Origin of the sequence: Campylobacter hyointestinalis subsp. hyointestinalis, assembly GCF_013372145.1 — a bacterium.
Classification (GTDB): Bacteria; Campylobacterota; Campylobacteria; order Campylobacterales; family Campylobacteraceae; genus Campylobacter; species Campylobacter hyointestinalis.
This window is the reverse complement of record NZ_CP053827.1, coordinates 675,570-690,063: the sequence shown is the minus strand read 5'-3', so window position 1 is coordinate 690,063 and position 14,494 is coordinate 675,570. Positions and strand designations below refer to the sequence as shown.

Sequence of the window (14,494 nt, the reverse complement as noted above, 5' to 3'; positions counted from 1 at the left end):
AAATATAAATATGCTACAATGTTTAAGCAAATTAAGTTCCAAAACTAGGAGAAGAGTATGCTAAGGGCTATTTATGTTTTAAATTCAGACTTTCAAAAGGAAGAATTTAAACAAAAATTGTTGGAAAAATTAAACAGTACGTACAAAAAAATTGTCACATTTCTACCTATCGGAGAAAATAATGTGAAAAATAGTAACACTATTTTTGAAGAAAATCAAGCAAAATTATATCTGCTAGGTTCAAAACAAAATGAACTGATAAAAAACGTTATAACAGAATTTGACAAAATAGACGCTGATTTCATTATAGTAGTAGGTGGATTTATAGAAACCCTAGACGATAGCTTAGCTAAAAATTTAAATGCGCCATTCCTGCTTTCAAAAGATACCGAATTTAAAAAAGGGACGCTAAATTTCACTGTTTTAAATGACATAGAAGAGATATTTAGTACTAGTAGCAACGCTTTAACGCCTCTTAGATTTGAAAATCTACTTTATAAAAAAGCTAGGTCAAATTTAAAAACAGTAGTCCTACCAGAAAGTGACGATGAGCGCATACTCAAAGCATCTGCTATCTTGCTTGAAAACAAAGCAGTCAATATCGTACTTTTAGGCGATAAATACCAAATAAATAAAAAAGCTCGTGAATACGGACTAAATTTAGAAGATATAAAGGTCTATGATCCGCAAAATAGTGATCTTAGTGATGAATTCGCCACTACTTTATACGAACTTAGACGCGAAAAAGGAATGACTAAAGAAAAAGCTAGTGAGCTGATGAAAGATAGAACGTATTTTGGAACTATGCTAGTATATAAGGGTATATGTGACGCTATGGTAAGCGGCGCTAGTACGACTACAGCAGAGACTATAAGGCCAGCACTTCAATTTATAAAAATGAAACCGGGCATTAGCACAGTTAGTGGTAGTTTTATAATGTGTTTAGATACCAAAATTCAGCTTTTTGCAGATTGCGCCATCACTCCAAATCCCACTACAGATCAGCTTGCTAGCATAGCCATAAGTACAGCCAAAACGGCACGTGATTTTGGCTTAGAACCTAAAGTCGCTATGCTCAGCTACTCAACAGGCAGTAGCGGAAGCGGGGAAGACGTAAAATTTGTTGAAACTGCTACACAAAAAGCCAGAGTTCTAGCACCAAATTTAGATATCGAAGGTCCTATCCAGTTTGACGCCGCAGTAGATTTAGGCGTGGCTAAAAAGAAACTTCCAAACTCAAAAGTCGCAGGAGTCGCAAATACATTTATATTTCCAAATTTAAACTGTGGAAATATCACGTATAAAGCCGTCCAAAGAAGCGCAAACGCCGTTGCTATCGGACCTATACTTCAAGGACTAAACAAACCAGTAAATGACCTAAGCCGCGGCTGTTTGGTAGAAGATATAGTAAATACCGTCCTAATCAGCGCAATCCAATCTCAAGGGGAAAACAGATGAAAATCTTAGTTATAAATTCCGGCAGTAGTTCTATCAAATTTAAACTCTATGATATGCAAAACAAAATAGCTATTTGTAAAGGCTTGATAGAACAGATAGGCTCTAAAAACTCACACGCAAAACTAACCGTCCTAAAAACAGGCCAGATCTTTGAAAGATCTGGAGAGATTGAAAACCACGGCGCTGGGATAGACATAATGAACGAGCTTTTATTTGTCAGTCACACACTAAAAAGCTTAGATGAGATAGACGGCGTAGGACACAGAGTAGTTCAAGGTGCAGATCTCTTTGATGATGCTGTTTTGATAGACGAAAAAGTTATGAAAACAATTGAAGAGTTAATCCCCCTAGCCCCACTTCACAACCCTGCTCATCTTGCCGGTATGAAAGAGACTTTAAAAGTCAGACCAGACATTCCAAACGTAGCAGTTTTTGATACTGTATTTCATCAAACTATGCCAAAAAGCTCATATATGTATCCGCTTCCTTTAGAGTTTTATGAAAAATACAAAATAAGACGTTATGGCGCACACGGAACGAGCCACAACTTTGTAGCAAGGCAAGGTGCAAAGATACTAGGAATTGATTTTGATAAGTTTAGCTGTATTACGCTGCACCTTGGAAGCGGTGCAAGCGTAGCAGCCATAAAAGACGGAAAATGTATAGATACAAGTATGGGTCTTACTCCTCTTGAGGGACTTATGATGGGGACAAGATGTGGTAACATCGACCCTGCTATAGTTCCGTTTCTGATGAAAAATGCAAATTTAAGCGGCGAAGAGATAGATACCATAATGAACAAAAAAAGCGGACTTTTAGCCATAAGCGGCTCAAACGATATGCGTGAGATAGAAGCTAAAATGGACGCAGGCGATGAAAACGCCAAACTCGCTTTTGATATGTTTGTATTGCGTATCAAAAAATACATAGGCGCATATATAGCAATTCTTGGCGAGATAAACGCTATCATATTTACAGCAGGTATCGGCGAAAACGATGCTAGGATCAGAGAAGCCGTTTGTAGCGGTTTAGAGATTTTCGGTATCAGAATGGATAAAAACAAAAATAGTGTCCCGCTAGGCGAACCACGCCGCGTCGGGCTACCTGAGACTAAAGTACGTATCATCATAGTGCCTACTGATGAAGAGCTAGCTATCGCCGAAGATACTGTTCGCGTCATCGAAAATTTGGGAATGTGACCCTTTTATGGTCGCATTCGCTTGTTTTCACAGAAACATCGGACAAGCCGAGCGCTTCGCTTGTTTTCACAGAAACCTGCTTCGTGCTTTGCACTTGCACCGCTTCGCTTGTTTTCACAGAAACATCGGACAAGCCGAGCGCTTCGCTTGTTTTCACAGAAACCACCACTTTAGTGGTTTTGGTTTTCAAATTTAAGTTTTCCATATTCACTAAAATCCCAGCCCTTTCTAAATTTACCGTTTTTTCTTAAGAAAATATAAAAAAGTTATTAAATTTAAAGAAAATCACTTTCTTCCTACCCCCCCCCATATCCAAACATTACATTACGAAACGTTCAAAGTATGCAATATTCGTTATCAAAAATAAATTTTAAACAAAAATTGCTTTTTACGCCATTTATGTGCTATACTCTCACCCCATTAAATTAATTTTTAAGGAGAAATCATGAAAGGATTTAAACTTTCTTTGGTGCTAGCTTCAGCGCTTATGACAATAGGGGGGGGGTCGAGCCTTTTAGCCGTAGAAATTCCTAAAGATGAGGCTCAAAAGGCATACTTTAAAGCTTTTGGGCTAGCTTATTCAGCCAACTGGCATAAAACAGAATTTGCAACAGTTATAGCAAACTTTAGAAGTTCTGCTAAAGAGCTACAAAATTTAGCCGTTGAATTCACGAATCTCGCAAACGGTTTAGAATCTGATAATTTGCAAACTATAACAATCGATCCGAATTCAAAAGAAGGCACATTAATAAATGACGGCACAAACGACATTAAAATAAACACAGACAAACAAGATGCTGCAAAAGATTTAGCTATAAAAGTCGCTAAGGATATTAAAACATTATTTTCTAATATAGCAAAAAAAGATCAAGATAAACTTGATATAAAAAATGTAGCCGAAAATGCCACTAAAATTTACGCAACGCTAAATACCAAGCTAAAAAAAGATGATACTGATTTACTAGATAAAGCCGTAACAGGCGACGCTACAATAACTGTATCTGATCTAATCAATACCATATACACCGGCGTAGCTGGTAAAGGTGACAAAGCAGCAGAAGCAAATAAAAATATAGAAGCATTAAAAACTCTTCAACCAAAAATAATGCAAGCTTTGAATGATTTCGTAAAAAAAGCAGATAAATTAAACGAAACTATTAGAGATGCAAAAGCAATAGCTTTTAATCCAGACCACAAATTTATCTCTGAAACTCAAAATTTAAAAAATGATGAAGCTTTGCAAAGGCAAGCAGATATAGCTAACGCAAAGCTTGCAGAATTAGGCGGAATTGATGGAGCTGACTTAGACAAAATTATCGGAACTGATTTAAAAAATGCAAAAGGTGCTGAGATAACAAACGCCACAATAGATGCTATTAAAACTCAAGGTATCACTATAAACCATGCTAATTACGATGCAGTAAAGCTAAAAAATTTACTAGCTGATGATGCTATAACAGATGATCAAAAAAAAGCTTATAACGAGCTTTTAGCAGCTTTAAACAGTATGAAAGAGCAGTTAAATAAAATAACCGTAACTAGTTCATTTTCAGATGTAGTAAAAGCAAGCAACTCAAATGTAGTAAAATCACTAAATGAAGCTGGTTTGGGAAGCTTTGTAGCTAATAATCTAAATTTAGTAACTACAGATGAATTGGACAAAGTTACCGATGCGACTATAGCTCAAGACATCGCAGAGCAGATAGAAAAACCTATCAATGAAGCAAGCAAATCTCTAAGCAATGTTATAGGTGGCGGTCTTAACGCTCCAGCTACTGCTTTATCTATGGCAAACCAAACAAATACTATGACTAGACTTGCTAAGCTTAGCTCTCCATATAGCAAAGATCTTGCTTTAGCTAGTGCTATAAAAAATATGGAAGGCTTAGAGCTAGCAAGTGGCGACAACTCTGCACTATCAAGCATCATAAAAGAATACACAAAAAGATTTGACTATGATAACTCGCTGTGGGCAAACGTCATAGGAGCTAAAGGATACACCGATAATGGCGATCCAAAACTTTATGGATTTAGCGTAGGATATGATAGAAGCTTTGATAACTTCTTGCTTGGTTCATACTTCACTTATGCAAAATCAGATCTAGATACAAGCTACTTAGAGAGTGAAGCAGATAACTTTGAGCTTGGAATTTACAGTCGTGCTTACCTTGGCGATAGTGAGCTTGATACTACACTAAGCTTTGGTATAGGTAAAAACGATATAAACAACTATAAGCTAGTAAATGAATACCTAAATGGCGATTATGATTCTAAATTTATAAATATCGCTGCGACTTACGGCTATGTGGTTAAAGCTCAAAATAACTTCTTTATCAAACCATTTATCGGGCTAAATTACGCATACAACAAAAACGATAGCTTTACTCTAAGCAATGCTACAATACAAGGTTATGAAGTTGGCAAAATAGATGGCTCAACTCTTAGTGCAAACTTAGGCGTAGAGTTTAGACAATACCTAAGTGACGGAAGCTTTATGTTTGTAGCTCCTAGCGTTGAGCAAGAACTCAGCGTAAGCAGAGATGACTTAGTGTCTAAATTTAGAGGCGCTAGCACTTCATTTACCACAAAAGCAGATGAGAGCAAAGATACGTATGCTAAAGTGATAGCAGGTGGTGAGTATGCAGTGACAAGAGACTTATCTACTACCATAAGTGTTGGTTTTAAAACAAACGGAGACGATAAATACGTCAATGGAAGCTTAGGCGTAAAATATAAATTCTAATATGCTAGTTTTAGGATACTAATCAAACTGCCATCTTTTTGATGGCAGACATTTCTCTCCTTTTGATCACAAGAGTTGCAATCCTCTTGTGGTCTATACTAATCTATAAAAACTTTAAATTTTATCTTGATTATACAAAGCTTGGAGCGTCATTACTAAAAAGTATAAGATCGCCGCTAGTCGTATTTTGGCTCAAAAACTCTTGCATTTTTGACTTATCTTTTAGGATTATTACTTCAGGATTACTCAAAAATTTAGTAAGAGCCTTTTGGTTTATACCGCTTGTTATCACGACTACGTCAAAAATTTCATTTATGCTTTTAGATAGCTCTTCATTTAGCTCATCGTCTGCTTCTACGATGCCAGGAGTAAGCAAAATCTTTCTACCACTATAACTTTTTACTAGCTCATAGCTTTGTTTCATACCTTTTAAATTTCCGTTAAAACTATCATCGATGATGATCTTTCCACCAGCATCAAGTCTTTCTAGCCTATGCTCTACATTTTTTAAATTTAAAACGCTCATCTTTAAAGTGTCTTGTTTTACGCCAAGTTTTAACGCTAGTAAAACAGAAGCGGCGATATTTTGCGCATTAAATGCACCTAAAAGTTTTGAGCTAAACCAGGTATCATTTAGCCTAAATTTGATACCATCTAGATTTGCACTTATATCACTGACTTTATGGTCATAAATGCAAGTTTTCTCGTCCTCTTTTTTCAAAGTCGTACTATGCAAAAACGCATATTCTAAGTTTTTACTGACAAGTGCTTCAAGCTTCGTACTACGGATATTTTCTAAGCTTTTAAAATACTCGATATGCATAGCTCCTATCTCGCCAATGATGACAAAGTGTGGGTTTAAAAACTGAGCTATATCTTTTATATCTCCTTTAAGCCTAGCTCCTGCTTCAGCTATGTAAATTTGAGTTTTGGGCGTAAGATTTTCATTTATATCTTTTATGATACCTGCTAGCGTATTTACACTGCGAGGGGTTTTTAAGACATTGAAATCTTTTTCAAGCAAAGACGCACAAAAGTTTTTCATACTAGTTTTACCAAAACTTGCCGTTATCAAAACTATCTTTAGATCTGGCATAGAAGCAAGCTTGTTTTTGGCACTATTTTTAAATTTGATATATAAGAGTTTTTCGTAAAGCTCCATAAGTAAAAATGAGATAGCAAGTGAGAAAACTAAAACCAAAATTTGATTTAGCAAAAAATAACTAAAAATCAAAAAAGCAAAAAGCAAAAAGCAAAAAAATCGTTTTATCCTACTTGTAAATACAAGTTTTTTATCAAGTTTTCTTTGCCAAAAAAATAGAGCAACAAGATATAAACCGGCAAAAATAGGAGTTAAGCTTGACCAAAAAGTGCTAAAAATTGCAAAAACTCCAAACGGTATAATAGCAAAATAGACGTGCCAAAGCGGCTTTGTGTAGTGTAGCAAGATACGCTCCCACTTATAGCTAAACCACTGCAAAGCAGTTATAAGGTAGTAGCCAAGCCCTAGCGTAAAAAGAAGAGTGGCGGCAAGTAAGTATATATTTTCTAGCATTTTTAATCTCTGTTTTGAATGGTTTTTGTGATAAACTCTGCGTGAAGTAAAAAGAAAAAATGATCTCCGCTTAGCGGATAGAATTCACTATTTTTGATGATCCTTGCTATTTCTTCGCCACTTTTTAAAGGCGTTGCTCTGTCTTCTTTACCCCAAAACAGATAAGCTTTGCCTTTGTAATTTTTAAAAATATTATAGAAATTCTCATCAACAACATTTTTTAGCGTCTCATACATCTCTTTACTCATTCCAGCTACGTCTTTTGACGCAAAAAATTTATAAAATTTACCAAAACCGATAAGCTTTAAAAATTTAAATATTTTGATCTTAAGTCTTACTAAAAATGGCTTCTTTTGAATGATTCCAGCACTGCTAAGAAGTATTAAATTTGGTGGATTTAGCAAAGTCGCTACTTTGCCACCAAAACTATGACCTAAAATAAACTCAGGCTTAAGATCAAGCTTGTCTAAAAACTCGCGAACGATATTAGCATAATCTTTCGTATATAAAGGATGAGTTAGAGGGCTATTTCCAAACCCGGGAAGATCGATATAAATTTGTTTTAAATTTGTAAAATATGGTAAAAAAGCCTTTTTCATTATCTCTTTATTTGCACCCCAACCGTGAAGTATGAGTATGCAAGGCTCCAAAGTAGGATTAAATATCTCATAGCTGATAGTGTATCTATGACTTTTGATAGTTACTTCTTTACTTGCCATCTTCTTCCTTTTTTACTTTTTTTGTTGTATAAATAGCTTCTAGCAAAACTACGGCTTCATTTAGTCTTTCATACTCATCCATATTTAAAAGTACGGCTTCAAAGCGATTGTTTTTAACTATAAATGCTCTTTTCATCTCGGCTTTTGAAACTTTTGTAAGGATAGAACTAAAATTTCTAACGACCTCTGTGGCAGTATATACTTCGTTTTTACTAAATGTAGCCATATTGCGTCCTTATGTAGAATTTTACACAAAATTCTACATAAATTTGGCTTAAAACATTTTAAAGTATCAGTTCAGTTTGCCTTTATTACTTGTTATGGAGTGTATAAATTTATAATCAATCTGTATATTTTTAGGTAATTTTATAGAGTTAGCGAGTTTTTGTACTGAAGCACTAAAGTCTGTAAATAGATAGTTTGCCATACTTCCTGGGTTTGGATTTATCTCATTTAGATAAATTTCATTATCAAGAACAAAAAAATCACACCTTATCAGAGCGCCATCAAAGTTTCCGCCATCATAAATATCCATAAAAGCTTTTTTTATGGCCTCTTTTAACTCCTGGCTGATACTCGCTTCTACTGAAGTGCGACTTGAAAAACTCATATATTTTTGCTCAAAATCAAGAAATTCTTTTTTTGTCGGCTCTTCTATGAGCGAAAACTCAAACTCATTGCCAACCCTAAATCCAGCTAGATTAAACTCTCTAATGCCGCTCATAAAAGGCTCTACTAAGATATCGCTATCAAACTCAAAAGCCACGTCCAAAGCATAGTCAAGCTCACTAAGCTTATGCACTATACTTACTCCTATGCTGCTTCCAAGACGAGCAGGTTTTAGGATAAATGGTAATTGCATTTTGATTTTATCGCCTCTTTTTATCATCTCGTAAGGCAGTGTTTTTACGCCACATTTTAAAGCTAAAAGTTTAGTAAGCTCTTTGTTAAAACTAAGCACGCTCGCTTCAAGTCTTGGACCTATAAACTTAAGACCGTAAAACTCGAACATACCAGCGATCTTGCCATCTTCCCCGTCACTTCCGTGGATTAAATTTATATAACAATCCAAGTTTAGCTGACTCATTCCAAAGAGTGAGTGGGTAGCAAAACCACCTTGTTGTAAATATAACTTTTTAGAGTTTTTATACTTGCCACTACTAAAGAAATTTGCTCTCATATCTTTTTTATCTATCAGATAAAAATCTCTAAATTTATCTACAAAGATAAAGCTAAGATCAGCTTTTAAAACATTTTTAACTGACACTGCAGAAACTATACTTATCTCGTGCTCAAAACTATTTCCACCAAATACTATACCGAATTTCATCAAATTTCCTTAAGCAAGTTTTTTAAGTGCTTCTTTTATAAGTGAAGTCGTGTCGCCGCTCATGCATTCGCTAAGCACTTTTGAAATTTTATCTCTTTTAAAACCTAAACTCTCAAGAGCCATAAACGCTTCATTTTGATAACTCTCCATAGAGCTTATCTCGCTAAATTTAGCATCGCTTAGCTGAGCGATGACCGTTCTAGCAGTCTTTGGCCCGATACCAGGAACTCTTCTTAAAGTGTCAGAATCTCCATTTATTATCGCTCTACTAAAATCATCTGGGCTTAGAGAAGAACATACCGCCATAGCAGTCGCAGCACCTATACCATTTACCTTTAAAAGCATTTCAAAAATGCGCTGCTCACTCTCTTTGATAAAGCCATAAAGTAAATTTGCGTCTTCTCTGATGATCTGAGTAATAAAAAGCTCTGCATTGTCGCCTTTATTTAAATTTGAGCTTGTAAAAAGCGATATAAAAATGCCATACGTTACGCCACAAGGCACCTTTAGCCAAATACTAGTTGGCTCTTTTTTTGTGATTATTCCTTCTATTGCTTTTATCATAGGTCTATCTCGTTTGATTTTTTTATCTCGTACACGTCTTCATCTGCTACGACTAGATGCTTAAGCATAATGAGCTTTGCTAGTTCGTTTTCTTTTGTGCTATATATGATCTCTTTTTTAGGTTCGATCAGTTTAAATTTGATCTCGTTTAGCTCTTTCCATCTATCTTTATTTATGATCTTAGCATCAAAAACCATACTTTGCATTTGTCTTAACTCATCGTGCAAATCATCTAAAGCCGCCTTTTTGCCTTGAAATTCTTTTAGTTCTGTGTTGTACTCTTGAACTAAAGCTTGAAAATCTTTTAGTTTGTTGATAAATGATATCGGCGGAGTTTTAGAATCGTTTCTTAGCTCTTCTATCCTCTGTTTTATCAGATTTACGGACTCTTTGTTTGATTCTATAACGCTTCGTTTTTTCTTTAGTTCTCTTGGCATAGCGGCTATCTCGCTTTGAAGATTTGAGATCTTTTGCATGTATTCGTTAAATTTATCTTCATAATCCAAAATCTTGGCGGCGTCTATTATAAATTTATTATTGCTACCTTTTAGCTCATCTACTTGCACTATAACTGAAGCCGTTATATTTACGTTAGAAAACAACTTGCCTATATAGACTTCAGACGCTATTATCTCTCCACCTATAGCCGAGTTTATCGTAACTTTTTTAGCTTTTACGTAACCGCCCTCTAGTCTATCTATAGTAGCTTCATCACAGGTAAGTTTTCCTAAATGCACAGAGATGAAAGCGCTGTCTGCTTCGATAGTGGATTTGGCGTGAGTCTGTCCGCCTATATTTACTTCTTTAGCAACTATACGTGCGTTTTTTGCTACGTTTCCTTCTACATTGATCTTAGCAGTTTCTATACTCATACCAGTACCTACTGCGTCTTTTAAAACATCACTTTCTTTTATGTTGATTTTTACGTCTGTATTTAGTCCTGCATCTATCGAACCAGTAGTTTTAAAACTTACTTCATTGACATCTAACTCATCTGCGATATCGTAAGTATCTTTATCTTTGCTTACATATCCGTTTTTTTTAGCAAAATATTTTATGCTATTTTCATCTTCACGCATTTCGATATTATCGGTATAGTTTATCTGAACTTGATTTGTTACTTTAGGATCATTTACTGGTATGAGTTCGCCTTTTACGTTTCTTCCAGGAGATCCAAATTTAGGTTTTATATACTCGATGATAAGCTCACCAGGACTAACGCTTTGGATAAATCCACGGTTTGCATAATCAACCTTATCTTTTTTGCCACCCTCTTTTGTTTTGTTGATGTAATAGTAAATGATAGCGTCATCTACGCTTGGCAAAGCATCGAGTCCTGAAGTCACCACAAATGTGACGCTTTTGTCTATTATGCCTTTTATGCGTAAAACAGAAGTTAGTCTTTTTATCTCTCTTAGCATTAGAGAATTTCTTATACCTATCAAAACTCCGACTTTTATGAGCTTTTTGTATATTGTGTTTATGAGCTCTGATTCAAACGTAGGTGTGTATTTTACATCTAAGCTCTCTTTTATAGTTGCAACTATCTTTGTCATACTTTTATTTGCGCCCAAAGAAATTTTAGGCATCAAAGAAGCACTTCTAGTGCTTTTATCAAAATACTCTACATTATAGCTTTGAGATATAACAAGACTTTTGTTTGAGATGAATTCATCGTCGTTAAATATATTTAAAGATTCTTCATCAACATCTTTAAATTCACTATCAGCGTCGGTTTTGTATTTTGTATATATAGCTAAAATATTAAAGTCGATACTGTTTATATCTACGTTTGTTTTATACGCTATAGCTTCTAAATCTTCATAAACATTTTTTGTATTTATGACTATAGGTGACATAACACCTTTTACTTCTGCCATTTATATCCTTAATAACCTCAAAGAATGAGCTAAAATTATACACAAATGCTTCTAAATTTGATATAAAATGAAAAAGTGATATAATTTGACTTTATAAACTAAAACGGAGTTTCAAATTTGAAACAAAAACTTGTACTAGTAGGAGCCTCTACTGGAGGTCCAGGGCATCTTAGAGAGCTTTTTAGCGATATTATATTGCCACAAAACGTTTCTATAGTCATAGCTCAGCATATGAACAAAACATTTATGCCCAGCTTTGTTGCGCAATTTAATAAAAATATAAAGTCTGAAGTAACTATGGTCAAAGACAAAGAGATACTTAAAAATAAAATTTATATATGCGAAAAAAACAGTATCATACTAGATACAAAACAGCTCATAATAGCTCCTGACATCAGCGGAATTCCAACTATATTTAATCCAAATGTAAATATGCTATTTTCTTCGGCGGTGAGCGCTTGTAAGTTTAGCGATGTTCTTGCTATACTTTTAACAGGACTTGGAGATGATGGAGCGATCGGACTTGACAAACTATATAAATCAGGAGCAAAGTGTATAGCCGAAAATGACGAAACAGCCGTAGTCTACGGTATGCCAAAACGTGCCAAAGAGTTAAACCCAAAGCTAGAAACTGCAAATTTACAAAACATAAAAATAGAATTAGAGAAATTTATACATGAATGATTTATCTTTAGAAAATCTAGATAAGATACTAGATGCGGCAAAGAGATTTAGCGGAAACGACCTTGCAAATAAAAAAGGAATTTTAAAACATAGGATCACGAATTTTGCAGCTTTAAATTCCATAGATGACGCCGATGAATTGATACAAAAAATTTCATACGATAGCTCTCTAAGGCAAAAATTTATAAATCTTATAACCGTAAATGAAACGTATTTTTATAGAGAACTAAGGCAACTAAATGCCATAATAGAATACGCAAATTCTCTAGAAGGATATGTAAATATACTCTGCATACCATGTAGTAGCGGCGATGAAGTTTATTCATTAGCTATACTTGCAAAAATAGTAGGCATAGCAAACAAAGTAAAGATAACAGGACTTGATATAAACTCAGAGGTCATAGACCAAGCCGAAAAAGGAATTTACGGCGAAAGAGCCGTAAAAAATTTACATCAAAAAGAACTCGGCGTATATTTTACTAAAATAGAAGATAAATTTAAGATCAAAAAAGAGCTTTTAGGTAAAATTGAGTTTAAACAAGCAAATTTATTTGATCCGGGATTTTTCAAACTCGGGATATTTGATATCATCAGCTCAAGAAATATGCTTATATATTTTGATGAAGCCCATAGGCTAAATGCCATAGAGAGATTTGCTAAGATCTTAAAACCAAACGGAAGACTATACGTAGGAAATGCCGATCTAGTACCCTACACTGATACTTATAAAAAAGTTATAGATATCAGTGCTAGCTACTATGAGAAGTTATAGTTTATACTTCTCATATACGAATTTATAATAAAACGCGCCTATCAAAAACGCAGATCCCATACTAAAAGTTATAGCCATAAGGCTTATACCTAGCTCATACACAGCACCGATAGCGAGCGAAACAAAAGCCGAGATAATAAAATATACCATATCTTTATACGCTATAACTCTACCATAAAATTTCTTGTCACAGCTGTTTTGAAGCATAGTAAATGTAAATGACCAAAGACTAGAAGTACAAAATCCAGCTGCTATAAGCCCGATAAGTCCAAGATAGTAATTAAACTGTAAAATAGCCCAAAGTCCTATACCTAAAAACTCGCCGATAAACAGCCAAAACAGAGTTTTTGTATTTATAAATTTACTAAGCATTATAGGACCTACTACAAGAGACAAGGCTCTAGTCATATTCATAAACCCTATGATAAGCGACGCACTTAAGATCTCCTTATACTGATAACTCGCCATAAGAGCGATCAAATTGTCATAAGCGGTGATCCCTACAAAAGAGTGAAGTAAGATAAGATGCACTATAAGTGGGTTGTTTTTTATGTATTTTAAACCCTCTTTCATCATCAAAAAAGCCTTTTGAGTTTTGGTTTTTACGATATTTGGAATATTTAGCTTAGTTAGAAGAAAAATACCAAATATATAAAGTGCAAAATCAAACAAAAACGCCTCTTTGACACCAAAACAGTGTATAAAAACTCCGGCTATGCCCATTCCAGCAGTATATGAAGCCGCCCAGATGATAGAGTGAATTTCGTTTGCTAGTTTGAGATTTTTCTTGCTCAGCAAATTTGGAAGCAAGCTCATTTCGGTTTGAAAATACGTAACCCCTACTCCCATTCGTACAAATATCAAAACAAATAAAAGCCATAAAAGACTAAGATCATCTATAAAAACAAGCATTAAAACGCTCACAGTTTCTATAAACATCAAAAATATCATCATAGGTTTTGGGTTAAATTTATCTATAATGATCCCGTTTATCGGAGCTAAAAATACATTTGGTATAAAAGCCATAGCAGCTGCCAAAGTAAGAGCCCAAACAGGAGCTTTTAGATCTATAAGAAGAGTAAAAATTCCAGTATGTGAAAACCACATACCAAAATAGCATATCATCTGTATAGAAGTCAAAATTCTAAGATTTCTATTGTATCTTAGAAGTGCTAGATATTTTATCATTTGCTAAATTTATAAATATAATTATCCTTAAATGGACCTTCTACGACGTTTCCTTCTAGATCTAGTCTATTTAAATTTGCACCGTCTTTTTTGAAACGTAAAGTGTCATTATTATCTACAATCACGATAATATCTCCTTCCACGCTATAAACGCCATTTTTAGTAAAAGTTTGATTTGTATCTTTTACGTAAGTATCGCTTAAGCTAAAGCTTCCGTTATCGTCTAAAACTAAAACAGAAACTATTTCGTCACAATCACCGCAAGGCAAAGATGTTTTAAACGTCTTTACTCCACTTTGCGATGAACAACCCACAAAAAACGCAACCATAAAAAGGCATAATAATCTCTTTTTCATACTACTCTCCTTAAAAAATTTAAAGAGTAATTATATCCAAATTTAA

14 protein-coding genes are annotated in these 14,494 nt (G+C 34.6%); 5 read left to right on the top strand and 9 right to left on the bottom strand.

Going from position 1 to position 14,494, the window contains the following annotated elements:
- Positions 1-57 precede the first annotated feature (57 nt).
- The gene (gene pta, locus CHHT_RS03670) at positions 58-1,458 is read left to right on the top strand and encodes a phosphate acetyltransferase (RefSeq protein ID WP_034963723.1); all 1,401 of its coding nucleotides are present in this window, start codon (positions 58-60) and stop codon (positions 1,456-1,458) included.
- Positions 1,455-2,657, top strand: a complete 1,203-nt coding sequence (locus CHHT_RS03665; RefSeq protein WP_034963721.1) for an acetate kinase — start codon at positions 1,455-1,457, stop codon at positions 2,655-2,657. The genes pta and CHHT_RS03665 overlap by 4 nt, the downstream gene beginning before the upstream one ends.
- On the opposite strand, the gene CHHT_RS03660 is transcribed toward CHHT_RS03665, so the two are convergent.
- Entirely contained in the window at positions 2,635-2,862 is a 228-nt protein-coding gene (locus CHHT_RS03660) for a hypothetical protein (protein WP_034963719.1), read from the bottom strand. The two genes, CHHT_RS03665 and CHHT_RS03660, sit on opposite strands and share 23 nt — an antisense overlap.
- A gap of 240 nt (positions 2,863-3,102) precedes the next feature.
- Between CHHT_RS03660 and CHHT_RS03655 the strand changes: the two genes are divergently transcribed.
- Positions 3,103-5,400: an autotransporter outer membrane beta-barrel domain-containing protein gene (locus CHHT_RS03655; protein ID WP_176318066.1), complete on the top strand. Its 2,298-nt coding sequence runs from the start codon at positions 3,103-3,105 to the stop codon at positions 5,398-5,400.
- A gap of 130 nt (positions 5,401-5,530) precedes the next feature.
- Here the strand turns inward: CHHT_RS03655 and CHHT_RS03650 are convergent, their stop codons facing one another.
- The 6 genes from CHHT_RS03650 to CHHT_RS03625 form a co-directional block, all read right to left on the bottom strand.
- The gene (locus CHHT_RS03650; protein WP_034962836.1) at positions 5,531-6,955 is read right to left on the bottom strand and encodes a Mur ligase family protein; all 1,425 of its coding nucleotides are present in this window, start codon (positions 6,953-6,955) and stop codon (positions 5,531-5,533) included.
- Between the two features lie 2 nt (positions 6,956-6,957).
- A complete protein-coding gene (gene estV, locus CHHT_RS03645) occupies positions 6,958-7,674 on the bottom strand; it encodes an EstV family lipase (RefSeq protein ID WP_034962835.1) in 717 nt (238 codons plus the stop codon).
- Positions 7,664-7,900, bottom strand: a complete 237-nt coding sequence (locus CHHT_RS03640; RefSeq protein ID WP_034962834.1) for a type II toxin-antitoxin system Phd/YefM family antitoxin — start codon at positions 7,898-7,900, stop codon at positions 7,664-7,666. The genes estV and CHHT_RS03640 overlap by 11 nt, the downstream gene beginning before the upstream one ends.
- A gap of 66 nt (positions 7,901-7,966) precedes the next feature.
- Positions 7,967-9,004: a D-alanine--D-alanine ligase gene (locus tag CHHT_RS03635; protein WP_034962832.1), complete on the bottom strand. Its 1,038-nt coding sequence runs from the start codon at positions 9,002-9,004 to the stop codon at positions 7,967-7,969.
- 9 nt (positions 9,005-9,013) lie between these two features.
- A complete protein-coding gene (ruvA, locus tag CHHT_RS03630) occupies positions 9,014-9,568 on the bottom strand; it encodes a Holliday junction branch migration protein RuvA (RefSeq protein WP_074898804.1) in 555 nt (184 codons plus the stop codon).
- Positions 9,565-11,448, bottom strand: coding sequence for a flagellar assembly protein A (locus CHHT_RS03625; protein ID WP_034962830.1), 1,884 nt, complete (start codon positions 11,446-11,448; stop codon positions 9,565-9,567). The genes ruvA and CHHT_RS03625 overlap by 4 nt, the downstream gene beginning before the upstream one ends.
- 117 nt (positions 11,449-11,565) lie before the next feature.
- Here CHHT_RS03625 and CHHT_RS03620 point away from each other — a divergent pair, with 117 nt between their 5' ends.
- Both CHHT_RS03620 and CHHT_RS03615 read left to right on the top strand, forming a co-directional pair.
- Complete coding sequence (locus CHHT_RS03620) at positions 11,566-12,132, top strand: CheB methylesterase domain-containing protein (RefSeq protein ID WP_034962829.1); 567 nt, start codon at positions 11,566-11,568, stop codon at positions 12,130-12,132.
- Positions 12,125-12,904 carry a CheR family methyltransferase gene (locus CHHT_RS03615; protein ID WP_034962826.1) on the top strand — a complete coding sequence of 260 codons (780 nt, stop codon included), beginning with the start codon at positions 12,125-12,127 and terminating at the stop codon, positions 12,902-12,904. The genes CHHT_RS03620 and CHHT_RS03615 overlap by 8 nt, the downstream gene beginning before the upstream one ends.
- On the opposite strand, the gene CHHT_RS03610 is transcribed toward CHHT_RS03615, so the two are convergent.
- Together CHHT_RS03610 and CHHT_RS03605 are read right to left on the bottom strand one after the other, a co-directional pair.
- Positions 12,899-14,089, bottom strand: a complete 1,191-nt coding sequence (locus tag CHHT_RS03610; RefSeq protein ID WP_234945123.1) for an MFS transporter — start codon at positions 14,087-14,089, stop codon at positions 12,899-12,901. The genes CHHT_RS03615 and CHHT_RS03610 overlap by 6 nt on opposite strands.
- Positions 14,089-14,448 carry a copper resistance protein NlpE N-terminal domain-containing protein gene (locus tag CHHT_RS03605; protein ID WP_034962822.1) on the bottom strand — a complete coding sequence of 120 codons (360 nt, stop codon included), beginning with the start codon at positions 14,446-14,448 and terminating at the stop codon, positions 14,089-14,091. The genes CHHT_RS03610 and CHHT_RS03605 overlap by 1 nt, the downstream gene beginning before the upstream one ends.
- Positions 14,449-14,494 lie beyond the last annotated feature (46 nt).